General features: G+C 73.2%; 24 protein-coding genes and 1 pseudogene. 12 read left to right on the top strand and 13 right to left on the bottom strand.

The features are described 5' to 3' along the window. Positions 1-759, bottom strand: a 759-nt coding sequence (locus RIM90_RS06090; protein WP_309059522.1) for a cytosine permease, incomplete at its 3' end; no start/stop codon positions are given. A 69-nt stretch (positions 760-828) separates the two neighbouring features. On the opposite strand from RIM90_RS06090, the gene RIM90_RS06085 reads away from it, so the two are divergent. Beyond that, positions 829-1,467 (top strand): TetR family transcriptional regulator C-terminal domain-containing protein, encoded by a 639-nt coding sequence (locus tag RIM90_RS06085; RefSeq protein WP_309059521.1) that lies wholly within the window; start codon positions 829-831, stop codon positions 1,465-1,467. 253 nt (positions 1,468-1,720) lie between these two features. Beyond that, entirely contained in the window at positions 1,721-3,346 is a 1,626-nt protein-coding gene (locus tag RIM90_RS06080) for an amidohydrolase (RefSeq protein ID WP_309059520.1), read from the top strand. Between the two features lie 167 nt (positions 3,347-3,513). Here RIM90_RS06080 and tuf read toward each other — a convergent pair whose 3' ends face one another. Together tuf and RIM90_RS06070 are read right to left on the bottom strand one after the other, a co-directional pair. After that, the gene (tuf, locus tag RIM90_RS06075; RefSeq protein ID WP_309059519.1) at positions 3,514-4,683 is read right to left on the bottom strand and encodes an elongation factor Tu; all 1,170 of its coding nucleotides are present in this window, start codon (positions 4,681-4,683) and stop codon (positions 3,514-3,516) included. 367 nt (positions 4,684-5,050) lie between these two features. Next, a complete protein-coding gene (locus tag RIM90_RS06070) occupies positions 5,051-5,773 on the bottom strand; it encodes a DNA alkylation repair protein (protein ID WP_309059518.1) in 723 nt (240 codons plus the stop codon). A 49-nt stretch (positions 5,774-5,822) separates the two neighbouring features. On the opposite strand from RIM90_RS06070, the gene RIM90_RS06065 reads away from it, so the two are divergent. From RIM90_RS06065 to RIM90_RS06050, 4 genes are all read left to right on the top strand, one after another. Further along, a complete protein-coding gene (locus RIM90_RS06065; RefSeq protein WP_309059517.1) occupies positions 5,823-6,665 on the top strand; it encodes a TVP38/TMEM64 family protein in 843 nt (280 codons plus the stop codon). 43 nt (positions 6,666-6,708) lie between these two features. Continuing rightward, the gene (locus RIM90_RS06060; RefSeq protein WP_309059523.1) at positions 6,709-6,975 is read left to right on the top strand and encodes a hypothetical protein; all 267 of its coding nucleotides are present in this window, start codon (positions 6,709-6,711) and stop codon (positions 6,973-6,975) included. A 176-nt stretch (positions 6,976-7,151) separates the two neighbouring features. Then, positions 7,152-8,027: an undecaprenyl-diphosphate phosphatase gene (locus tag RIM90_RS06055; protein WP_309059516.1), complete on the top strand. Its 876-nt coding sequence runs from the start codon at positions 7,152-7,154 to the stop codon at positions 8,025-8,027. Between the two features lie 68 nt (positions 8,028-8,095). Then, positions 8,096-8,275, top strand: coding sequence for a hypothetical protein (locus RIM90_RS06050; protein ID WP_309059515.1), 180 nt, complete (start codon positions 8,096-8,098; stop codon positions 8,273-8,275). 25 nt (positions 8,276-8,300) lie between these two features. Here RIM90_RS06050 and RIM90_RS06045 read toward each other — a convergent pair whose 3' ends face one another. The 3 genes and pseudogenes from RIM90_RS06045 to RIM90_RS06035 form a co-directional block, all read right to left on the bottom strand. After that, on the bottom strand, positions 8,301-9,041 hold the full coding sequence (locus tag RIM90_RS06045; protein WP_309059514.1) for a glucose 1-dehydrogenase: 741 nt from the start codon (positions 9,039-9,041) through the stop codon (positions 8,301-8,303). 36 nt (positions 9,042-9,077) lie between these two features. Then, positions 9,078-9,257, bottom strand: a pseudogene (locus RIM90_RS06040) (DUF4291 family protein); the annotation flags it as partial. A gap of 48 nt (positions 9,258-9,305) precedes the next feature. Continuing rightward, the gene (locus RIM90_RS06035) at positions 9,306-9,716 is read right to left on the bottom strand and encodes a helix-turn-helix domain-containing protein (RefSeq protein WP_309059512.1); all 411 of its coding nucleotides are present in this window, start codon (positions 9,714-9,716) and stop codon (positions 9,306-9,308) included. 67 nt (positions 9,717-9,783) lie between these two features. Here RIM90_RS06035 and RIM90_RS06030 point away from each other — a divergent pair, with 67 nt between their 5' ends. After that, on the top strand, positions 9,784-10,473 hold the full coding sequence (locus RIM90_RS06030) for an NADPH-dependent F420 reductase (RefSeq protein ID WP_375165403.1): 690 nt from the start codon (positions 9,784-9,786) through the stop codon (positions 10,471-10,473). Positions 10,474-10,703: 230 nt separating this feature from the next. On the opposite strand, the gene RIM90_RS06025 is transcribed toward RIM90_RS06030, so the two are convergent. Continuing rightward, the gene (locus tag RIM90_RS06025) at positions 10,704-11,363 is read right to left on the bottom strand and encodes a hypothetical protein (RefSeq protein WP_309059511.1); all 660 of its coding nucleotides are present in this window, start codon (positions 11,361-11,363) and stop codon (positions 10,704-10,706) included. 57 nt (positions 11,364-11,420) lie between these two features. Then, positions 11,421-11,624, bottom strand: coding sequence for a DUF4291 family protein (locus RIM90_RS06020; protein WP_375165402.1), 204 nt, complete (start codon positions 11,622-11,624; stop codon positions 11,421-11,423). Positions 11,625-11,718: 94 nt separating this feature from the next. Between RIM90_RS06020 and RIM90_RS06015 the strand changes: the two genes are divergently transcribed. Both RIM90_RS06015 and lnt read left to right on the top strand, forming a co-directional pair. Further along, positions 11,719-12,204 (top strand): nuclear transport factor 2 family protein, encoded by a 486-nt coding sequence (locus RIM90_RS06015; RefSeq protein ID WP_309059510.1) that lies wholly within the window; start codon positions 11,719-11,721, stop codon positions 12,202-12,204. 68 nt (positions 12,205-12,272) lie between these two features. Then, positions 12,273-13,838: an apolipoprotein N-acyltransferase gene (gene lnt, locus RIM90_RS06010; protein WP_309059509.1), complete on the top strand. Its 1,566-nt coding sequence runs from the start codon at positions 12,273-12,275 to the stop codon at positions 13,836-13,838. Here the strand turns inward: lnt and RIM90_RS06005 are convergent. Beyond that, positions 13,744-14,667 carry a Gfo/Idh/MocA family oxidoreductase gene (locus tag RIM90_RS06005; protein WP_309059508.1) on the bottom strand — a complete coding sequence of 308 codons (924 nt, stop codon included), beginning with the start codon at positions 14,665-14,667 and terminating at the stop codon, positions 13,744-13,746. The genes lnt and RIM90_RS06005 overlap by 95 nt on opposite strands. Continuing rightward, positions 14,664-15,908, bottom strand: coding sequence for an FAD-dependent monooxygenase (locus RIM90_RS06000; RefSeq protein ID WP_309059507.1), 1,245 nt, complete (start codon positions 15,906-15,908; stop codon positions 14,664-14,666). The genes RIM90_RS06005 and RIM90_RS06000 overlap by 4 nt, the downstream gene beginning before the upstream one ends. Positions 15,909-15,996: 88 nt before the next feature. Here RIM90_RS06000 and RIM90_RS05995 point away from each other — a divergent pair, with 88 nt between their 5' ends. The 3 genes from RIM90_RS05995 (at position 15,997) to RIM90_RS05985 (ending at position 17,729) form a co-directional block, all read left to right on the top strand. Beyond that, a complete protein-coding gene (locus tag RIM90_RS05995; RefSeq protein WP_309059506.1) occupies positions 15,997-16,602 on the top strand; it encodes a TetR/AcrR family transcriptional regulator in 606 nt (201 codons plus the stop codon). Between the two features lie 30 nt (positions 16,603-16,632). Continuing rightward, positions 16,633-17,145, top strand: a complete 513-nt coding sequence (locus RIM90_RS05990; protein WP_309059505.1) for a DinB family protein — start codon at positions 16,633-16,635, stop codon at positions 17,143-17,145. Between the two features lie 200 nt (positions 17,146-17,345). Beyond that, a complete protein-coding gene (locus RIM90_RS05985) occupies positions 17,346-17,729 on the top strand; it encodes a hypothetical protein (RefSeq protein WP_309059504.1) in 384 nt (127 codons plus the stop codon). A gap of 115 nt (positions 17,730-17,844) precedes the next feature. Here RIM90_RS05985 and RIM90_RS05980 read toward each other — a convergent pair whose 3' ends face one another. From RIM90_RS05980 to RIM90_RS05970, 3 genes are all read right to left on the bottom strand, one after another. After that, complete coding sequence (locus RIM90_RS05980) at positions 17,845-18,360, bottom strand: hypothetical protein (protein WP_309059503.1); 516 nt, start codon at positions 18,358-18,360, stop codon at positions 17,845-17,847. A gap of 137 nt (positions 18,361-18,497) precedes the next feature. Continuing rightward, on the bottom strand, positions 18,498-19,181 hold the full coding sequence (gene ung, locus RIM90_RS05975; protein ID WP_309059502.1) for a uracil-DNA glycosylase: 684 nt from the start codon (positions 19,179-19,181) through the stop codon (positions 18,498-18,500). An 89-nt stretch (positions 19,182-19,270) separates the two neighbouring features. Continuing rightward, complete coding sequence (locus tag RIM90_RS05970; RefSeq protein WP_309059501.1) at positions 19,271-20,857, bottom strand: ABC transporter substrate-binding protein; 1,587 nt, start codon at positions 20,855-20,857, stop codon at positions 19,271-19,273. Between the last annotated feature and the right edge of the window lie 181 nt (positions 20,858-21,038).

The following is a 21,038-nucleotide window of genomic DNA, read 5'->3' as shown; positions in this document are numbered from 1 at the left end:
GTAGCGGGAGAAGTCGGCGCTGGTGGTGTAGGACAGCGGTCCCGAGCCGACGAGGGTGACCCCCGCGATGAGCACCCCCCACAACTCGGTGCCGGTCAGCGGCTCGGCCGGGACGTACGCGAAGTCGGCGTGCCGGAACACGGCGAGGGCCACGACGGCGAAGGCGGCGGTGAGCGCGAGCGTGATCGGGAGGTACAGCTTCATGATCACGGCGTGCCCGTAGACGCCGATGGCCAGGGTGAGGGCGGCGACCACCAGCACGACGGCGGTCTTGACGCCGGTGCCGGCCGTGACGCCGGCCTTCTCGACGAGGGTGAACGCGGCGGTCGCGGCGGCCGCCAGGTTGAGGGCGAAGTAGCAGACGGAGATCAGCCAGCCCACGATCGCGTTGTTCACGCGGTTGCCGCGGACGCCGTAGACGGCCCGTGTGATCACCTCGCTGGGCGCGCCCGCGGCGGGGCCCGAGATGGACAGCAGCCCGGTGAGCAGCCAGAACAGGTTGCCCACCACGATCACCGCGAGGGCCTGCCACAACGTCAGGCCCATCAGGACCAGGGCGCCGCCGATGACGAGGCTGAGGTAGTTCACGTTCGCCGCCGCCCAGACGGGGAACAGCTGCCGGGGCCGGCCGTGGCGTTCCCGGTCGGGGATGTGGTCGATGCCGTGGGCCTCGACGCGGCCCGCCCGCTCCGAGGGGGGCCGGGGCGCCTCTTGCGCGGTGCCGGTGCCGGGACACGGGTCGGGAATCGTGGACGCCATGAGGCCCCTCCGGTTGCTGGTGATCCCACCTGCTTGCTTGTTGGTCGCACACTCAATAGCATTGATTCCATGCCGTCAAGCATCCCGAACAAGCGAATTCGCATGTCTCCCGCCGCCAGACGTGCGGAAATCGTTGCAACAGCCGCCGCGGTGGCTCTGGCCGAGGGACTGGAGTGCATCACGCTCCGCCGCATCGCCGAGGAGCTCGGCGTCCGGCCGGGACTGATCAGCCACTACTTCCCGGCGGTGGAGGACCTGGTGGCCGAGGCCTACGGAAGCGCCGCCGCCGCCGAGCTCGACGACCTCCTCCCGGCCGACCGGGCGGGGGCCACCCCCACCGAGTGCCTGGCCCGGTTCCTCGCCCGGACCTCCGGAGAGGAGTACGACGACATCAGCCGGCTGTGGCTCAACGCCCGGCACCTGAGCCGCTACCGGCCCGCGCTGCGGGACCGCGTCGCCGCGCAGGAGGCGGCCTGGCGCGAGCGGCTGGAGGCGGTCCTGCGGGACGGCGTCGAGCGGGGCGAGTTCCGCACCGGGGACCCGATGGTGACGGCCATGCAGATCCTGGTCGTCCTCGACGGTCTCGGCATGCTCGTCAACAGCGCCGACACCCACGACGACCCACCCGCGGTCCGCCGGATGCCGGTCACCCTCGCCGAACGCGAACTCGGCCTGCCCCCTGGCACCCTGGCACCCGTGGAGGACTGACCCGGCCCGTCGGCCGGCGCCCCTCTCCCCTGCCACCGGCACGCATGCGTCCCGCCTGCCGGCCCCTTCGCCGCCGACACCGGCACGGACCCGCCCGGTCCTCCGGAGCCCTCACGCCGCCACCGGGCACCGGACCCGGCACGCTCGTCGGCGCGAACGCCGGACGCCCCTCACCACCGTCGAACGCGGCCGCGGTCCGACCACCGGTCGCACCGCGGCCGGCCCGAACCGACCCGTCCTCACAGGAGCCCTCGTGCGCACCGATCTCGTCCTGCTCTCGGCCCGTCTGCTCGACCCGCTCACCGGCCGCTTCCTGCCCGGAACCGCGGTGGCCGCGGCCGAAGGGCGGATCACCGCCCTCGGTGAGGACCGGGAGATCCGCGCACGGGCGGACTCCTCGACCACGGTGATCGACCTCAAGGGTGCCGTGGTGGTCCCCGGTCTGGTCGACGGGCACCTGCACCCCGTCTCCGGCGCCGAACTGACCCACGGTCTCGATCTGTCGGACTGCACCGACCTGGACCAGGTACGGGCGGCGCTGGCCGCCGGGGTCCGCTCGCTCGCGCCCCGGGCGTGGCTGCACGCCTGGGGCCTGGACCCGAACGTCTTCGGGGACCGGCCCGTCGCCGTCGCGCCCTTCGACTCCGTACTGGAGGGCGTGCCGGCACTGCTGCTGCTCTTCGACGCGCACTCCGCGCTCGCGAGCCGGCGCGCGCTGGAGCTGGCCGGCGTGGACGGTCCGCGCACCTTCGACCAGGCGTCGGCCGAGGTGGTCTGCGACGCCGACGGCCGGCCCACCGGTCTGCTGCTCGAGGACGCCGCCTGCGCGCTGGTGGAGCGCGTCGCCCCGCAGCCGACCCGGGCGGAGCGCCGCGAACGGCTCGCCGCGGCCCTGCGCGCCATGGCGGCCGCGGGGCTCACCGGCGGCCACGTCATGGACGCGAACGGCGACAGCCTCGACCTCTTCGCCGAACTCGACGCCGCCGGTGAACTCCCCCTCCGGCTGCGGGTGGCACCGTGGTGTCAGCCGGGCACCGACGCCGACGGCGTGCGCGCGCTGATCGAGCAGCAGGGAACGGGGGGCGCGCTGTGGCGTGTCGCGGGCGTCAAGATCTTCATGGACGGCACCGTCGACAACGGCACCGCCTGGCTGGAGCGTCCGGACTGCCACGGTGAGTCCACGCACGCCTTCTGGCCGGATCCGGAGGAGTACACGCGGATCCTCGGCGCGCTGCACCGGGCGGGGGTGCCGGTCGCCACCCACGCGATCGGGGACGCGGCCGTGCGCCACGTCCTCGACTCCGTGGAGAGGGCCCGTGCCGACGGCGGGCGCGGGGTGCAACACCGGGTCGAACACATCGAGACCGTGCCCGACGACACGCTGCGCCGGTTCGCCGCGCTCGGGGTGGTGGCGTCGATGCAGCCGACCCACTGCTGCGACTTCACCCGCGCCGACCACACCGACAACTGGTCGCGCCGCCTCGGCGAGGAGCGTGCCGCGCGCGCCTGGCGCTGCCGGGACCTGGTCGACTCCGGTGCCACGGTGGTCCTCGGGTCCGACTGGCCGATCGCCCCCTACCCGCCGCTGGGCGTCATGGCGGGGGCCCGCCACCGCCGGCCGACCCGCGATCTCACGCAGCCCCCGCACGGCCCCGAACAGGCGCTCACCGCGCTGGAAGCACTCCAGGGCATGACGGTCAACGCCGCCTGCGCGGCGGGCGAGGAGAGCGAGGCCGGCCGGCTCGCCGTCGGTCACCGCGCCGACCTCACGGTGCTCGCCGAGAACCCGCTCACCACGGCGGCCACCGACCTGCCCGACATGCCGGTGCTGCTCACGGTCCTCGACGGCAGGCCGACCCACCGCGACGCGACCCTGTGACGGACGGCCGGGGCCCGCTCCCCGAACGGCCTGCACGGAGGCGGGCCCCGGCCCGGGGCGACGGGCCGGGGCCCGCGCACGGAGGCGAACCCCTGGTCGCGTGCGCCCGGGACGCGTGCGCCCGGGACGCGCCCCCGTGCCCCCGGCCCGGCCCGGTCCGGTCCGGTTCAGTCCACCGCCGTCACCGTGCCCGCGCCGACCGTGCGGCCGCCCTCGCGGACGGCGAAGCCGAGGCCGGGCTCCAGCGGCACCTCGCGTCCCAGTTCCACGGTCATCGTGACCGTGTCCCCGGGCCGGGCGACGGCCGCCCCGCCGAGGTCGACGTCGCCGACCACGTCCGCGGTGCGGATGTAGAACTGCGGCCGGTAGCCGGTCGACACCGGCGTCGTGCGACCGCCCTCGCGGGCCGACAGCACGTACACCTGCGCCGTGAAGCGCCGGCTCGGCACCACGCTGCCCGGCGCGGCCACCACGTGCCCGCGGCGCACCGCGTCGCGCGGCACCCCGCGCAGCAGCAGCGCCACGTTGTCCCCGGCCTGCGCCTCCGCCATGGGCTTGCCGAAGGTCTCCAGGCCGGTGACGACGGTCTCCACCCCGGCGCCGAGCACCTCGACCCGGTCGCCCACGCGGACGGTGCCGCGCTCCACCGCGCCGGTCACCACGGTGCCCCGGCCGGTGATGGTGAGCACGTTCTCCACCGGCAGCAGGAACGGCGCGTCCAGGTACCGCTCGGGCAGGGGCACATAGGTGTCCACCGCGTCGAGCAGCGCGTCGATCGACGCCGTCCAGCGCGGGTCGCCCTCCAGGGCCCTCAGCCCGGAGACCCGGACGACGGGCGCACAGTCGCCGCCGTAGCCGTGCGCGGACAGCAGGTCGCGGACCTCCAGCTCGACCAGGTCGGTCAGTTCCTCGTCACCGGCGTCGGCCTTGTTGAGCGCGACCACGATGTGGTCCACGCCCACCTGCCGGGCGAGCAGGACGTGCTCGGCGGTCTGCGGCATGATCCCGTCGAGCGCGGAGACGACGAGGATCGCCCCGTCGAGCTGCGCGGCGCCGGTGACCATGTTCTTGACGTAGTCGGCGTGGCCGGGCATGTCGACGTGCGCGTAGTGCCGGGTGTCCGTCTCGTACTCGACGTGCGCGATGTTGATGGTGATGCCGCGCGCCGCCTCCTCCGGGGCCCGGTCGATGCGGTCGAACGGGACGAAGCTGGCGGAGCCGCGCTCGGCGAGGACCTTGGTGATGGCGGCGGTCAGGGTGGTCTTGCCGTGGTCGACATGGCCCATCGTGCCGATGTTCAGATGCGGTTTGGTGCGGACGTACGCCGTCTTGGACATGGCGGTACCTCGAAGCCTCTCGGTGATGAACGCGTGATCGCCCCGGGCGCGGCGGATACGGCGCGCGGCGGGACGGGGACCCCGAGGAAGGTGCCGACCCTCCCCCTGCGGGGTCCGCCGGACGATCCGGGGAGGGTCAGCTTCGGGCGCCGTCGACGGCGGCCGGGAACGCGGGAACGGCAGCCTTCGGGGCATCCGCGGTGGCGGATGCTGCGAGGTGGAAGGCGTACCGGAACATGGCGTCGATCATCGCCGACCCGCCGTTCCCCGTCGAATGGTTTTTCGCGGCATGAAGCGGCACGAGGCGACATGAAGCGGTACGGAGCGTCACGAAGCGGTGCGGAGGCGGCCCGCCGCACGCCGGTGCTCACCCGCCGATGTTCTTCAGCGCCTCCCGCACCGACAGCGGCGCGAACCGTCCCCGTTCCCGCGCCAGGAAGGCCCGTACGGCGTCGGGGTCGGTCTTGGCGTACTCGCGCAGGCACCAGCCGATGGCCTTGCGGACGAAGAAGTCCTGGTGCCCGGACTGGCGCCGGCAGTAGTCGAACAGACGCCCGGTGTCGGTGCGCTCCTTGAAACGCAGCTGGTGGAGCAGGGCGGCGCGCACGAGCCACCGGTCGTCCTCGCCGCTCCAGTCGTCCATGTCCGCCGTGAGCCGCGGATCGGCGGCGACCAGCGCGCCGACGACGTGCGCGGCGAGCAAGTCGACGGTGTCCCACCACGGGGCGGTGGTGACGAGGTGCCGGGCGACGGGCAGGAATCCGGAGGAACAGTGGCGCACATGGCGGCGCAGGTAGTCCACGGCGAAGTACTGGTACTCGCGCTCGGGCAGCGCCCAGCAGCGCAGGGCGACCGCGGCGCAGTCGGCCTCGCCGGGGCGGGGCAGACCGTCGAGGACGGTGCGGGACAGGGCCCTGCGGACCGGTGTGGTCAGGCCCAGGAAGGGCGCCACGTCCTTCATGTACGCCCGCATGGCCACGGCCCGCTCCGGATCGGCGGCGGCCCCGTAGGCGGCGGTGAGCCGCTCCAGCACGGCGTCGGCGAGCGGGCTGTCCGGTGCGTGGGGTGCCGGGGCCTCTGTGACGCGCATGAGACGAACCCTACGGCGATCACACACATTTGTCGGTTAGTGTCACCGGATGCTCGATGCCACCAACCGCTCTGGGGGCACCGCCACGGCCTCTCCCCGGGCCACCGCCACGGACCTCGCGATCGCCGTCCCCGCGGCCGCGGCCCCGTCCGCGCTCCCGCCCGTCGCCGCGACGGGTTTCACCGCCCGCTGCGCCAGAGTCCTGCTGTCGCCGTGGTCACGGCTGTCCCTGCTCGTCGTGCTGCTCGCCTGCGCGGCGTCGGCGGTGCTGCTCCTCGAGCCGCAGCGGCTGCTGACCGACGGCTGGCCGGCGCAGTTCGGCGGAGCCGCGGCGGTGGTGGCGTACGCGGTGGTCTACGGGGTGTGCACGGTGGCGTTCGTGCCGCGCCCGCTGCTGAACCTCGCCGCGGGCGCGCTGTTCGGCTCCCAGCTGGGCCTGGGGGCCGCGCTGGGCGGCACGGTGCTCGGCGCCGGGCTGGCCTTCTGCCTGGGGCGGGCGCTCGGCCAGGACGCGCTGCGTCCGCTGCTGCGCGGACGCTGGCTGAAGGCCGCGGACCACCAGCTGAGCCGGCACGGCTTCCGCTCCATGCTGGCGGCCCGGCTGTTCCCCGGCATTCCGTTCGCCGCCTCGAACTACTGCGCCGCCGTCTCCCGCATGGGCCTGCTGCCGTTCCTGCTGGCGACGGCGCTCGGCTCGATCCCGAACACCGCCGCCTACGTCGTGGCCGGCGCCCGCGCCTCGACGCCGACGTCACCGGCCTTCCTCATCGCGCTGGCCTGCATCGCCGTACCGGGCCTGGCGGGCGCGGCGGTGGCGTGGCGCAAGCGGCACCGGCTGCGCGGGCACCGAGACGGCGAGCACCGCGAGTCGGAAGAACGTACCCTCGCCTAGGCCCGCCCGTACGGCCGCCTCCAGGGATCCGCGCCCCTGCTCGATCGCCGGCACCCCGGTCCTCGTCGGCGAGAAGTACTCCCTGCTCGCACGGCGCGAGGTGTGCCTCGGCAACCTGACCCCGAGGGAGTGGGGCGACCGCCGTCTGCGCCGGGACGACGAGCGGCCCATGGTGTTCGCGCACGTCTGCGGCGACGAACTCGTCCCGGCCGTCACCCGCCGGGCCTGCGGCGACCGGGTGCGCCACGAGGACCTGACGCCCCGTCCACGGGCCCCGGGGTGGACGGTGGGCGGCCCGGCGGCGGTCTGAGCCGCCGCCGTCCGGGCCGGCACCGGACTCCGGCGGGCCGTGAAGCCCCTGTGCGGAGCCCGTCATCTTGGGGCGCTACGCTTCCCCCTCGGCGCACCCGATCATCGATCACCGCACGCCGCGGTGCGGTGTGCCCATCGCCCGTTGAACGATCGGCACTTGGACTCCGCTACCTCATGTCTTGGTTTGAATCCCTCATCCTCGGACTCGTCCAGGGGCTGACCGAGTTCCTCCCCGTCTCCTCCAGCGCGCACCTGCGGCTGACCGCGGCCTTCTCCGGCTGGGAGGACCCGGGCGCGGCCTTCACCGCGATCACCCAGATCGGCACGGAGACCGCGGTGCTGATCTACTTCCGCAAGGACATCGGGCGGATCCTGTCGGCCTGGACCCGCTCGCTGACGGACAAGGAGATGCGCCGGGACCACGACGCGCGCATGGGCTGGCTCGTCATCGTCGGCTCGATCCCGATCGGTGTGCTCGGGGTGACGCTCAAGGAACAGATCGAGGGTCCGTTCCGCGATCTGCGGCTCACCGCGGCGATGCTGATCGGCATGGGCATCGTCCTCGGCGTCGCCGACCGCCTCGCGGCGCGGGACGAGAGCGGCGGCCGGCACCGCGCGGCCAAGCAGCGCAAGGAACTCCAGGACCTGACCGTCAAGGACGGCCTGATCTACGGCATCTGCCAGGCCATGGCCCTCATCCCGGGCGTCTCCCGCTCCGGCGCCACCATCAGCGGCGGCCTGTTCATGGGGTACCGGCGTGAGGCCGCGGCCCGCTACTCCTTCCTGCTCGCCATCCCCGCGGTGCTGGCCTCCGGCCTGTTCGAGCTCAAGGACGCCGCGGAGGGCGGGCACGTCTCCTGGGGACCGACGGTCTTCGCGACGATCATCGCCTTCGCGGTCGGGTACGCCGTGATCGCCTGGTTCATGAAGTTCATCTCGACCAAGAGCTTCATGCCGTTCGTCTGGTACCGCATCATCCTGGGAATCGTCATCATCGTGCTGGTCGGCGCGGGTGTGCTGAGTCCTGACGCCGGCGAGCCGGCGCACTGACCGGTCCCTTGCGGGGCACGTAGCCGTCCGGTAGCGCACTGTCAGTGTCTGGCCCTAGGCTTGTCCGCATGTCCCTCGATTTAACGACCCCTGGTTCCGTGCGGTCCGCCGCCGAGGTCAACGAGCAGATCCGCGCCCTGTGGCTGCGTGCGGGCGGCTCCCTGTCGGCCCAGGAGCGCGAGGAGTACGAGCTGCTGGTGGTCGAGTGGGCGGCGGCGGTCCGCGGCGAGGTCGTCGAAGCGGCCTGACCCTCCCGCCCTCCGGCGGTACGCCTCAGCGGCCGCCCGCCACCCTCAGCACCGCCCCCGTGGTGTACGAGGCGTCCGGCGACATCAGCCACGCCACGGCCGCCGCGATCTCCTCCGCCTGCCCGGCGCGCCGCAGCGGGATCGTCCCCGCCACCTGCCGGGCCCGGTCCGGGGCGCCCATGGCGGCGTGCATCTCCGTGTCGATCACGCCCGGGGCGACCGCGTTGACGCGGATGCCGTCCGGACCGAGCTCCTTGGCCAGCCCCAGCGTCAGCGTGTCCACCGCGGCCTTGGTCGCCGCGTAGTGCACGTACTCGTTCGGGCTGCCCAGCGTCGCGGCCCCGGACGAGATGTTCACGATCACCCCCTCGCCCCGGGGTGTCATGAGCTGCGCGGCCCGCCGCGCGCACAGCAGCGGCCCCATGAGGTTGACGTCCACGACCCGGCGCAGGGTCGCGGTGCCGACCTCGGCGAACCGCCCCAGCGGCCCGGTCACCGCCGCGTTGTTCACCAGCCCCGTCACCGGCCCCAGCTCCCGCTCCGCCACCTCGAAGAGCCGGTCGACGTCCGCCTCGACCGAGGTGTCCCCCTGCACGGTCACGGCACGCGCCCCCGCTGCCCGCACCCCCTCCGCCACCGCCTCGGCGGCGGCGGAGTCCCGGACGTACCCCACCACCACGTCGTGTCCCTCCGCCGCGAGCCGCAGACAGGTCGCGGCGCCGATCCCCCGGCTGCCGCCGGTGACCACGGTGATGAGACGTTTCATGAGTTCCTCCCGGGAGAAGGTCCGATCCGAAGATCCCTAGGCTCGCAGATGGGCGAGGAGATTCTCGTCCAGGGGGTACGGCCGCTCTTCGTCCAGGAGCCCGGCCGCCCGGTTCCTCTCCCCCGTGGGCCCCGGCCGGAGCGAGCGGTACGGCAGCGGATCGAGGTGCGGATCCCGCTCCGGATCCCACTGCACCCGCGCGGGCGCCTGCCGCAGCGGTACGTCATCCACAGGAGCGACGGCTCGATCCACGCCGAGCCGTGTTCACGGACTTCCCGCGGCACCGCCCTCCTGGGCTTCGAGGAGTTCGTCGCCGTGCTCGACCACCCAGCGTCCGAGCGCCGTCATCGGGCCCTCGACCAGGCTCTGTCCCAAGCCGGTCAGGGCGTAGTCGACGCGTGGTGGCGCCTCGGCATGCGCGTGGCGCTCGATCAGTCCGCCCGCGAGCAGACGGTGCAACGAGTCGGTCAGCACCTTGTCACTGAGGCCGCCGATCGCGGCGCGCAGCTCGCGGCGTCGGCGAGGTCCCACGCGAAGCGCCGCCAGCACAACGGGATCCCAGGTATGGGCGAAGAGGTCGGTGGCCGCGCGCAGACGGCAATCGGCGACCGACTCGTAGCAGTGGGCGTCGTGATCAGTCATCTCGCCGCCCATCATCGCGCGTCGGTCACGCACCGATCGGTGCGTAACGCCTTCCTTACCGTAGCCACCCGACCGACCGCTACGGGAGAGGCACAGGCAGATGCACATCGGGATCCTGGGAACAGGGACACTGGCGGCGGCCCTCGGCGAGGGCTGGGCACGTGCAGGACATGAGGTGGCGATCGGCGGACGGTCGCGGGCCAAGGCGGAGAAGCTCGCCGAGCGGCTGGGCCACGGAGTGGTCGCCGTCGCGCCGCGTGAGGCGGTCACTGGGCGCGATGCGGTGCTCCTCGCCGTGTCCTGGGACGGCGTCGAGGACATGCTGGAATCGGTCGACGCGTCCGACGGCGCGCTCGAGGGGATGCCGTTGATCGACCCCACGAACGCCGTCACGCATGGTGTCGGCGCTCTGCTCACCGAACACGGCGAGTCGATGGCGGGGCGGATCGCCGGGCTTGCTCCGGGGGCCCTGGTCGTGAAGGCTTTCCATCTCTTTCCCGCCGACCAATGGACGCGCCCGCCCGGTGGCGGCCGGCCCCGGGTGACGGTGGCGATGTGCGGCGACGACGCGACGGCGTTGAACGTCGTCGGCGAACTGGTCCGTGACGTCGGCGGAGTCCCGGCGGCTCTGGGAACGCTGAGTCGCGTCCGCCAGTTGGAGGAGGTGGCGGGTTTCGTCATCGGCCTGGCCTTCGCGGGCTTCGATCCCGGCTCCGCCGTCCCCCACGTGCCCTCGGACAACGGGCGCGCCGGCTCACGGGGACAGGCGTATCTTCCCCACGCCCGGTGATCCGCCGCGGACGGGGCCTGTGCACGCGGCCCGGCGCCCGGGTCGAGCCGCGTTCACGGGCCCCTTGACGGTGCGCCCCGGCTGGGGCCCGTCCGAGGTCGTCCGCCGGTCCGCGGCTGTCGGGAGGCCGGCTTCACGCATCGCCACGCTTTCCCGCTGTGAGCGGACACGGGTCGTTCCGGACCACGCCGTGCCGGCGTCCGTCGGACCGGGCCCGCAGTCCGGTTCGGTCAGGCCTCGGCGCCGCTGGAGCGGCCGCTGTCCGTCCCGCGTGTCCACAGGGAGATGTCACTGCTCGTCGCCACGGCGACGGTCCGGCCGGAGGGCGAGAAACCGAATGCGCGGAGTTCGGAGTAGTACGAGTGAAAGATGTGCCACCACCGCTCTCCGTGCGGACCGGCGTGGGGCAGCCCGCCGTCGCTGGACAACAGGACACGATCATTCGGCCAGGCCGGGGTGACGACCTCCAGGGCCCAGCCGTCCGCGGTGGTGGTGTGCAGCCCTCCGCCGAAGAGCCCCGCGATGCGCACGCGGCTTCCGGTGATCGGCCCGAGCCCGGGGCAGGAGAGGTCGGCAGCCGCGTCGGGGGTGCTGTCCTCGGGGTCGGGGTCGCGGTCCCTGGCGAGCTTCTCCCCGGTCACGGCGTCGAAGAGACCATGACCGTCGTGGGAGACGACCATCACCAGATCGTGGCCGCTGTCGGGATGCGAGGCGAAGCCGATCCCGAGGAGCCCACCGACCGGGACGAAGGCGACGGACCGCCAGGGTTCGGGCGCCGGCACCACGGGGGCCGCGAGGAGCCGGTTCCGCATCGCCCGCTGGTACGCCGAGAGCTCCGGTTCACGCTCCGAGCGCTCGGCCGGAGCCGCCTTCTTCGTCCACTTCACCACGGCTCCATGATCCACGCTTCGGCACGCTCGCCCAACGGAATTGATGCGGCCCAGCGTTCAAGCACCTGCCCGTGCGGACGGTGAACGCAGCCTGACGGCCCAGGCCATGCGCTCCCGGCTCCAGGACGACGGGAAACGGCCGGTGCGTGCCGCGGCGCGGCCGGTCTCCGGCCGGTGGGCCTGGTGGACGGTGACGGTGGCCCCGGTGCGGCGGGCACGCGCCCCGGACCCGGGGCGCGTGCCGGTCGGCTGATCGTTCACGGCGTCCGGCCTCGGCCCCACCGCACGTCGAAGACCGGTGAATATCCGCGCACGCCCCCTTGGCTCCGCCCGCCGGATGACCAAGACTGAGCCGATGACGCAGCGTGTGGAGCTCGCGACCGTGAGGGACCGGCTGGCCGTCGACGGGCTCGTCACCGAGTACGCGGTGGCCGTGGACGACGGTGACTGGGAGGCGTACCGAGGGCTGTTCACGGCGAAGGGGCGGGCGGACTACCGCTCGGCCGGCGGGATCGAGGGGAGCGCCGGAGAGGTGGCCGGGTGGCTCGCGGAGCACCTGGAGGGGTTTCCCGTGCGGCAGCACCTGATCGTCAACCGGCGGCTGCGGTTCGGCGTCCGGGAGCAGGACACCGGCGACACGGCACAGGTGCAGGCCGACTACGTGAGCCCGATGGGCCGCACCGGGCAGGACGGCGGACCCGCCGCGCCGGACTTCGTGTGCGGCGGCCGGTACGCGTTCGCCGTGCTGCGCACGGACGACGGCTGGCGGCTGAGCGAGGTGGTCGTGCGGGAGAAGTGGCGCAGCCTTCCCGGCCCGTGGACGGCTCCTGTGGTCAACTGAGCCGGCACGCGCTGTCCCGGATCGTCTCCGGGACGCACACTGGTGGCACCACAGGGTAGAGAGGCGCCATGGATACGCTCGGCCACCGGCTCACCTCCCCGTGGCGGCGCTCGGCCGTCGCCGCGGTCGTGGGTGCCCTGCCCGTCCTGGCCTTCCCCGCCCCGTCCCTGTGGTGGTTCGCCTACGTCGCCCTGGTCCCCTGGATCCTGCTGGCCCGCACCGCGCCGACGGGGAGGCGGGCGGCCTGCGACGGCTGGTGGGGCGGGTTCGGCTTCATGCTGGTCATGCACCACTGGCTGCTGCCGAACCTGCACGTGTTCACGTTCGTCATCGCCGCCCTGCTCGGCGCGCTGTGGGCGCCCTGGGGCTGGCTGGTGCGGCGCATGCTCGGCGGGGTTCCGTCCCGGGGCCGGGTCCTGGCGGCGCTCGTCGTGCTGCCGTCGGGCTGGCTGGCCGTCGAGCTCGTCCGCTCCTGGCAGGGGCTCGGCGGCCCCTGGGGGGTGCTCGGTGCGAGCCAGTGGCAGGTGGAGGCCGCCCTGCGGCTGGCGTCGGTCGGCGGGATCTGGCTGACCAGCTTCCTGGTGGTGGCGCTGAACGTCGCCGTGGCCGTGCTCGTCGCGCTCCGGCAGGCCCGCGTGCCCGCCGTGGCGGGGCTGGCCGCCACGGCCACGGCGGCCTGCGCCGCGTGGGTGTGGTCGCCCCGGCCGGACACCGACGGCCGGGTCAGGATCGCGGTCGTGCAGCCGGGCGTGGTCTCCGGGCCCGACAGCGCCGACCGCCGGTTCGACCGCGAGGAGCGGCTCACCCGTGAACTCGTCGGCCAGGACGTCGGGCTGGTCGTCTGGGGCGAGAGCAGCGTCGGCTTCGACCTCGGGGACCGGCCCGACCTCGCGCGGCGGCTCGCGGCCCTGTCCCGCGAGACGGGCGCCGAGATCCTGGTCAACGTGGACGCCCGGCGCTCCGACAAACCCGGTATCTACAAGAGCTCGGTGCTGGTCGGCCCGGACGGCCCGACCGGCGATCGGTACGACAAGATGCGGCTGGTCCCGTTCGGCGAGTACATCCCGGCCCGCTCCCTGCTGGGCTGGGCGACCTCCGTCGGCGAGGCGGCCGCCGAGGACCGCAGGCGCGGCTCGCGGCAGGTGGTGATGAACACCGCCGACGGAGTGCGGATCGGCCCGATGGTGTGCTTCGAGACCGCGTTCCCCGACATGAGCCGGCGTCTCGCGGGGGACGGCGCCGACGTCCTGCTCGCCCAGTCCTCCACGTCGACGTTCCAGCAGAGCTGGGCTCCCGGGCAGCATGCCTCGCTCGCCGCGCTGCGCGCAGCCGAGACCGGCCGTCCGATGGTGCACGCGACCCTGACGGGCGTCTCCGCCGTGTACGGTCCGAGCGGGGAGCGCGTCGGCCCGCGGCTCGGCACGGACACCGGCGCCGCGCAGGTGTACGAGATCCCGCTGGCGCACGGCACCACGCCCTACGTCCGCTTCGGCGACTGGCCGCTGCACGCCGCGCTGCTGGTCCTGGCCGCCTGGGGCGTCACCGAGGCGTCGCGCCTCGGGCGGAGCGCTCGTGAACGGCGCGTACCACCCGCTCGCACAGCTCATGGGTCGCCAGCGCGTCCCGGGCGCTGAGCACCCTGCCCGCGCGCACCGCGTCCAGGAAGGCGAGCGCCGCCTGCTCGATGCCGCGCTGCCGGGACACCGGCACCCAGTCGCCGCGCCGGCGCACGGTCGGCTGGCCCTTGTGGTCGATCACCTCGGCGAGGTTGACCACCTGACGCTTGGTGTCCTGCCCGGAGACCTCGAGGATCTCCTCGGCCGATCCGCTGAGCCGGTTCATCACGCCGAGCGCGGTGAAGCCGTCCCCGGCGAGCTGGAGCACCACGTGGTGCAGCAGCCCCTCCTCGGTGCGGGCGCGCACGGTCACGTCGTCGACCGGGCCGGGCACCAGGAAGCGCAGGGTGTCGACGACGTGGATGAAGTCGTCGAGGATCATCGTGCGCGGCTCCTCCGGCAGTCCGATCCGGTTCTTCTGCATCAGGATCAGTTCGCGCGGATGGTCGGCGCACTGGGCGTAGCCCGGGGCGAAGCGCCGGTTGAAGCCGACCGCGAGGCTCGTGCCGCGTTCCTCGGCGAGTGCCACGAGCCGCGCGGAGTCGTCGAGTTCGTAGGCGAGCGGCTTGTCGACGTACGTCGGGACGCCCGCCTCCAGGAGACGCGTCACGATCTCCGGGTGGACCTGCGTCGGTGCGTGCACGAAGGCGGCGTCGAGGTCCTGGGCGAGCAGCGCGGCGAGGTCCGCGTGGCGCTGCCCGGGCGGGAGGTGGAGGCTGTCGGCGACCCGGTCGAGGGTGGCGGGGGTGCGGGTCTGCAGGTGCAGTTCGACACCGGGCTGGACGGCGAGCACCGGAAGGTAGGCCTTCTGCGCGATGTCGCCGAGTCCGATGCAGCCGACCTTCACGGGGTGTCCTCCTCTGGCCATTGCCTGCCGTGGTCCGCTGCGAGCATACGGCTTCCCCCGCTCCCGGCTTCGCTCGAGCGGGCGGTGCCCCCGGGCGGCCGCCAGTCGGCGATCCCGTCGAAGCCGCGCAGGAACAGCGCGGGTCCGGCCTTCGACAGCGCGGCGACCGCGTTGTCGCGTACGGCGATGCCGGCCCGGTTGGTCATCATGTTCAGGCGGGCCACCTTGACGGCCCGGCGGGCGATCGCGGTGGTGCGGGGCAGCCGGGCCGCGGTGTAGGCGGGCAGGTCTTCGAAGTGGTGGGCGAGGGTGATCGCGTCCTCGATGGCCTGGTTGCCGCCCTGGCCGAGGGTCGGCGGCATGGCGTGCGCGGCGTCGCCGACCAGGGCCACCCGGCCGCGGTGGTAGGCGGGCAGCGGCTCGGTGATGTGGTGGACGTCGTGGCGGAGCACGTCGTCGGGGCGGGCGGCGGCCAGCACGGCGGGGATCGGGTCGTGCCAGTCGCCGTAGAGCCGCAGCAGTTCGGCCCTCTCGTCGTCGGGGGCGCGGCGCCCCGCGGGAACCACGGCGGCGGCGTAGGCGTAGACCCGGCCGTCCTTGAGCGGGTGCGTGCCCCAGATGCGGCCCCGGCCCCAGGTCTCGTGCGAGGCGAACTCCACGCCGGGCAGCGGGATCACGATCCGCCAGGTGGTGAATCCGGAGTACACGGGTCCGGGGTGGTCCGGGAAGAGCCCGCGGCGCACCGCGGAGTGGATGCCGTCGGCGGCCACCACCAGGTCGGCCTCCAGCTCGCCGTCGGGGGTGCCGACGCGGGCCGGACGGCCGGGGTCCTGGGGGTCACCGGGGTCGACGACGTGCGCGGCGGCGGCCGTGCGGACGGCGGCCGACGGGAGCCGCGCGGCCAGGTGGTCGACGAGGGTGGCCCGGTGGAGCAGGACCAGGGGGCCGCCGAAACGCTCCGCCGCCGCGGCGGCGCCGGACCGGGACAGCCACCGGCCGCTCGGCGTGCGCAGCCCTCCGTCGCCCTGCCAGGCGGACAGGGAACGGATGTCGTCGCCGAGCCCGATGACGTCCAGCCCGCGCAGCGCGTTGGGCGCCAGCGAGATGGCCGCGCCGACCGGCTCCAGGGAGCCGGCCCGCTCCAGCACCGTCACCCGCACACCGCGCCGGTGCAGAGCGACCGCCGCGGTCAGGCCGCCGATCCCCCCGCCGATCACGATCGCCCGCTCGACTCGCCCCATGGCTCCTCCTCGCACCGTAACTACATCTGTAGTGTACGTACGGGTCCGACTGTACTACAGCCGTAGTTCGGGAGGTAGTTTGAGCTCCATGTCCGAACGCACCGCGGGCGCGTCCCGCGCCGACCTCGTCGCCGACGCCGCCCTCGCCCTGCTCGCCGAACGCGGGATGCGCGGGCTCACCCACCGGGCGGTCGACCAGGCGGCCGGGCTCCCCCAGGGATCCACCTCGAACCTGGCGCGCACCCGCCAGGCGCTGCTGGAACTGGCGGTGCGGCGGCTCGCCGAGCGGGAGGCACGTGTCCTCGCACTGCACGAGATGCCGGACCCGCGGGCCGGCGCCGGCTCCCTGGTGGACGCCCTGGCACTGGCCACCCACCGTGCGCTGACCCGCCATCGCGACCTCATCCTCGCCCGTTACGAGCTGGCCCTGGAGGCCACCCGCCGCCCCGAACTGCGGGCGTACTTCGACGCGACCGGTGCCCGCTTCCGCGACCAGCTCACCGCCCTGGTCACCGGGCTCGGCTCCACGGAACCGGACCGGCACGCGCTCTCGCTGATCGCCTGGGCGGACGGGCTGATGTTCTCCTGCGTGGCCGGCTCCTTCAGCACGCGCGTGCCGAGCCTCGCGGAGGTGCGCTCGGACCTGGGCGAGTTGCTCGCCGGGATGCTCGGCCTGCCTCGAAACACCTGGTGAGCAGGGGCGGGAGTGGGAGAGGATGCCCTCATGACGACCGAGCGCCGCGAACCCGACCGGAACGCCGACGAACGCACCATGCTGGAGGGCTGGCTCGACTACCACCGGTGCACCCTCGCCCGGAAGTGCGAGGGCCTGACCGACGAGCAGGTGCGCACGGCCTCCGTCGAGCCGTCCGTGCTGTCGCTGATGGGGCTGGTGCGGCACATGGCGGAGGTGGAACGGGCCTGGTTCCGCAGGGTGCTCGTGGACGACGACGCCGACTGGATCTACTGCAGCGAGGCCGATCCGGACGGCGAGTTCCGTCTCACCGACGCGGACACCTGGCAGGAGGCACAGGCCACCTGGCAGGCCGAGATAGACATCGCCCGGCGCAACGCGGCCGGCTTCGCCCTGGGCGACCTGTCCAGGGGCCGGAGCGGGTCCGGCGGTGAGCCCTTCAGCCTGCGCTGGATCTACACCCACATGATCGAGGAGTACGCGCGTCACAACGGCCACGCCGACCTGATCCGCGAGCGGCTCGACGGCGCCACCGGCGACTGACGTCACCCACGGCACGCTCACGGCCCCCCGTACGGGGCCGGAGATCACCCGTGCGGGGCATGCTCCGCCTGTCCGCCGTCCCCCGGGCGGCCCGAACCAGCAAAGTGGCGCGGGTGCATCGAAAGACGACCACAGCAACGCTTCTGCTGACCGTGGCTGTCTCGGCCCTCTCGGGCTGCGTGACGGTCGAGCGTCCTCCCGTGTCCGGCCGCCCGGCGGCACCGTCCCAGCCGTCCGAGGGGCGTCCGGTCGTGCAGGCACCGGCGCGCGAGGCCCTGGAGATGGTCGACCCGTCCCGGCCCACGAAGGCGCCCGAGGCCCCGTCGCGCCGCGCCGTCCCCACCGCCACCGCACCGGAGCGGAAGGCACCGCCCGGCGACCGGAACGGGCAGGCCCGGCCGGCCCGCCCGCAGCCGAAGGCGTCCAACCCCCCGCAACGGCCCAGGGTTCTCCCCGAGGTTCCGGAGTCGACGCGCCGCGGCAACGGCGGCGGTGCGGGTCTGTGCGAGCTGGGCAGGACATACGGCGGCTGGCACCCGGACAGTCCGGAGGCGACCATCTGCCAGGAGGCGTACGGAGGCTGATCCGGCCGCCGGCGAAGGCGGGCGGCCGCCCTCGCCGACGCACCAGGCCCGTCGCCGGACCCCCGCACGCCGGACACCGGACGCCACCGGACAGGCGGGAGGCCGACGACAAGACCTAGGGACGCTGCCTCGGCGGCCCCCACCCGCCGGGCGGCCCGTCCTCGCCCAGCCGGAGCTCCAGCCGCCGGATGGCGGCCCGCACGCCCTCGCCGTAGCTGTCATCGGCGAGGGTGCGGGCCGCGCCCCGGGCCCGGTGGAGATGGGTGCGGGCGGCGTCGGGGCGGCCGAGGCGGGCGTAGTCGGCGGCCAGGTTCAGGTGCAGCGACGGGTAGAGGGCCCGCACGGCGGGGGATCCTTCGTACCCGGCGGACCGGTCCCCGACGGCCTCCTCCGCCGCCGTCAGCGCCCGCAGGTCCCAGGCCAGTTCGTTCTCGGGGTCGTCCTGGGTGTCGGCGAGGTAGTGGGCCAGGGTGCAGCGGTGCAGCGGGTCGCCGTGCGCGCCGATCTCCGCCCACAGGACGAGGAGGCGGTGCCGGGCCTCCTCGCGGTCGCCCGCGTGGTGCAGCATCACGACCTGCCCGATCCGTGTCAGCACGGCATCCGGCGCCGCCTGCCCCTGTCGCTCCGCCACCACGCCCTCCGCACCGCTCGCCGGCTGTCGCACCCGACGCTAACGGCAGGCGGGGCCGATACCGGGCAAGCCGCTCCGTGGCACCCCGGGCGGCCGGGTGCGGGATCCGGTGGACCGGCCCGCACCCCCAGGAGGCGTCAACCCAGGTTCGGGATGGTCCAGTCGATCGGCTCGTGGCCCTGCGCGGCCACCGCCTCGTTGATCTGGGTGAACGGACGGGAGCCGAAGAACTTCTTCGCCGACAGCGGTGAGGGGTGTGCGCCCTTGACCACCGCGTGCCGGGTCTCGTCGATCAGCGGCAGCTTCTTCTGCGCGTAGTTCCCCCACAGCACGAAGACCGCCGGGTCGGGACGGTCGGCCACCGCGCGGATGACGGCGTCGGTGAACTTCTCCCAGCCGCGGCCCTTGTGCGAGTTGGCCTCGCCGCCGCGGACCGTGAGCACCGCGTTGAGCAGCAGCACGCCCTGCTCGGCCCACGGCATCAGATAGCCGTTGTCCGGAACGGGCGTGCCCAGCTCCGCGTGCATCTCCTTGTAGATGTTCCGCAGTGACGGCGGGATCCGCACCCCGGGCCGGACCGAGAAGCACAGGCCGTGCCCCTGCCCCTCGCCGTGGTAGGGGTCCTGGCCGAGGACGAGGACCTTCACCTTGTCGTACGGCGTGGCGTCCAGCGCCGCGAAGACCTCCTCGCGGGGCGGGTAGACGGGACCCTTCGCCCGCTCCTCCTCGACGAACTCGGTCAGCTCCTTGAAGTAGGGCTGCTGCAGTTCGTCGCCCAGAACCCCGCGCCAGGACTCGGGCAGCATGGCGATGTCGGTCACGTCATTGTCCTCACGTGTGCGGTCACTTCCAGGCCTCAGAACCTACAGGCGACCACTGACAGCCGGCCCCGCGGACGGCCGTACCGGTCCTACCAGCTGGTCTTCCGGGAGAGTTCCCACATCATCATGATCGTGGACGGGTCCAGCGCCCGCTCCGCCCCCGAGATGTCCCGGCTCGCGGCCACGTACTGCCGACCCTGCCACAGCGGCAGCAGCCGTACGTCGTCGACGAGGATCTGCTGGGCCTCCTCGAACTGCTTCACCACGTTGCCGCGGTCGCTCTCGCGACGGGAACTGGGCAGCAGATCGTTCGTGATCTTGGTGGCCTCGTAGGGTGTGCCGAGCGCGTTCTGCTTGCCGACGAACGGGGCGATGAAGTTGTCCGCGTCCGGGAAGTCGGGGAACCAGCCACGCCCGAACACCGGGTACTCGCCCTTCTGGTAGCCCTCGACGTACGTCTTCCAGGGGCGGCTCTTGAGGGTGACGTCGAACAGCCCGGAGGCCTCCAGCTGGCGCTCGAGCTCCTTGAACTCCAGCGCGGTCTCGGAGCCGTAGCGGTCCGTGGTGTACCAGAGGGTGAGCGGGACCGGCTCGGTGATGCCCTCCGAGGTGAGGATCTGCCGGGCCTTGTCGACGCTGGGGTCGCCGTAGTCGTCGAAGAAGCCGGTGGTGTGACCGGTCAGGCCCTTGGGGACCATGGAGTACAGCGGGTCGACCGTGTCCTTGTAGACCTTGTGCGCGATCGCCGCGCGGTCGACGATCTGGGCGACGGCCCGGCGCACCGCCTTCTTGCCGGCCCACGGGTCCTTCGGGTTGAACACCAGGTAGTTGATGTCGGTCCCGGTGCCCTCGACCAGCTGGATCTCCTCCTCCTTGGAGGTCCTGCCCTGGAGGTCGACGACGTCACCGGCGGCCAGACCGCGGTAGGTCAGGTCGACCTGCTCGTCCCGCAGCGCCTTGACCATGGTGCCGGAGTCCTGGAAGTAGCGGATGGTCACCGCGTTGTTCCGGCGCTCGGCGTAGCCCTTGTAGCGGTCGTTGCGGACGAGTTCGGCCTCCTTGCCCTCCTCGTACGACCGGAGGGTGTACGGCCCGGAACCGACGACGCCGCCGTCCTCGCGCAGGGCGTCGGCCGGGTAGGTGTCGGGGTCGACGATCGACATGGCGGGTGTGGCGAGCACGAACGGGAAGGTGGCGTCGGGCTTGTTGAGGTAGAAGACCACCTCGCGCTCGCTCGGTGCCTGTACCCGTTCGAGGCTGCCCAGCAGACCGGCGGGGCCACCGTTGACCTTGATCTCGCGGACCCGGTCGATGGAGTGCTTGACGGCCTTGGCGTCGAGCGTGCCGCCGTCGGAGAACTTCAGGCCCTCGCGCAGCTGGCAGCGGAACACCTGGTTGGAACTGTCGGAGAACTCGCAGCTCTTGGCGGCGTCCGGCTGGGGCGTGCTCGCGCCGACGGGGTAGCTCAACAGCGTCTGGTAGATGTTGCGGAACAGCTCCCAGGAACTGTCCCAGGAGGCGGCAGGATCCAGCGTGCTGGGGGAGCTGGTGGTTCCTATGACGATGGGGCCCTCGTCCTCCGGGGTGCCGGACGACAGGACGCCGCAACCGGTCACCAAGGACGATATGGACGCGATGGCCGCCACCCGCCGCAGGCATCGGTTCCGCTTGAACACGCGCACGCTCCTCGATCTGCCATACCAAGGGTCGGCAGACCTTACCGCAGTGTCCCGCCCGGTGGACCTCCCCTGTACAGCCCTTGAGATCAACCTGTCGCTGACTACGTTGTCAGCGTGTCCCGACGCCCCGGAACGCCGGCACGGGCGCCGTTTCCGTCAACGGACGCCCGTGCCGGTA

Source organism: Streptomyces sp., assembly GCF_031181555.1.
Lineage (GTDB): Bacteria > Actinomycetota > Actinomycetes > Streptomycetales > Streptomycetaceae > Streptomyces > Streptomyces fimbriatus.
Note: the sequence above shows the minus strand (reverse complement) of the source record. Positions and strands in the feature narration are given on the sequence as shown.

Excerpts from the sequence above, each read along its gene's own strand:
- RIM90_RS06085 (WP_309059521.1), top strand. The coding sequence starts at position 829 with ATGCCGTCAAGCATCCCGAACAAGCGAATTCGCATGTCTCCCGCCGCC.
- tuf (WP_309059519.1), bottom strand. The coding sequence starts at position 4,683 with ATGTCCAAGACGGCGTACGTCCGCACCAAACCGCATCTGAACATCGGC.
- RIM90_RS06070 (WP_309059518.1), bottom strand. The coding sequence starts at position 5,773 with ATGCGCGTCACAGAGGCCCCGGCACCCCACGCACCGGACAGCCCGCTC.
- RIM90_RS06065 (WP_309059517.1), top strand. The coding sequence starts at position 5,823 with ATGCTCGATGCCACCAACCGCTCTGGGGGCACCGCCACGGCCTCTCCC.
- RIM90_RS06055 (WP_309059516.1), top strand. The coding sequence starts at position 7,152 with ATGTCTTGGTTTGAATCCCTCATCCTCGGACTCGTCCAGGGGCTGACC.
- RIM90_RS06050 (WP_309059515.1), top strand. The coding sequence starts at position 8,096 with ATGTCCCTCGATTTAACGACCCCTGGTTCCGTGCGGTCCGCCGCCGAG.
- RIM90_RS06045 (WP_309059514.1), bottom strand. The coding sequence starts at position 9,041 with ATGAAACGTCTCATCACCGTGGTCACCGGCGGCAGCCGGGGGATCGGC.
- RIM90_RS06030 (WP_375165403.1), top strand. The coding sequence starts at position 9,784 with ATGCACATCGGGATCCTGGGAACAGGGACACTGGCGGCGGCCCTCGGC.
- RIM90_RS06015 (WP_309059510.1), top strand. The coding sequence starts at position 11,719 with ATGACGCAGCGTGTGGAGCTCGCGACCGTGAGGGACCGGCTGGCCGTC.
- lnt (WP_309059509.1), top strand. The coding sequence starts at position 12,273 with ATGGATACGCTCGGCCACCGGCTCACCTCCCCGTGGCGGCGCTCGGCC.
- RIM90_RS06000 (WP_309059507.1), bottom strand. The coding sequence starts at position 15,908 with ATGGGGCGAGTCGAGCGGGCGATCGTGATCGGCGGGGGGATCGGCGGC.
- RIM90_RS05995 (WP_309059506.1), top strand. The coding sequence starts at position 15,997 with ATGTCCGAACGCACCGCGGGCGCGTCCCGCGCCGACCTCGTCGCCGAC.
- RIM90_RS05990 (WP_309059505.1), top strand. The coding sequence starts at position 16,633 with ATGACGACCGAGCGCCGCGAACCCGACCGGAACGCCGACGAACGCACC.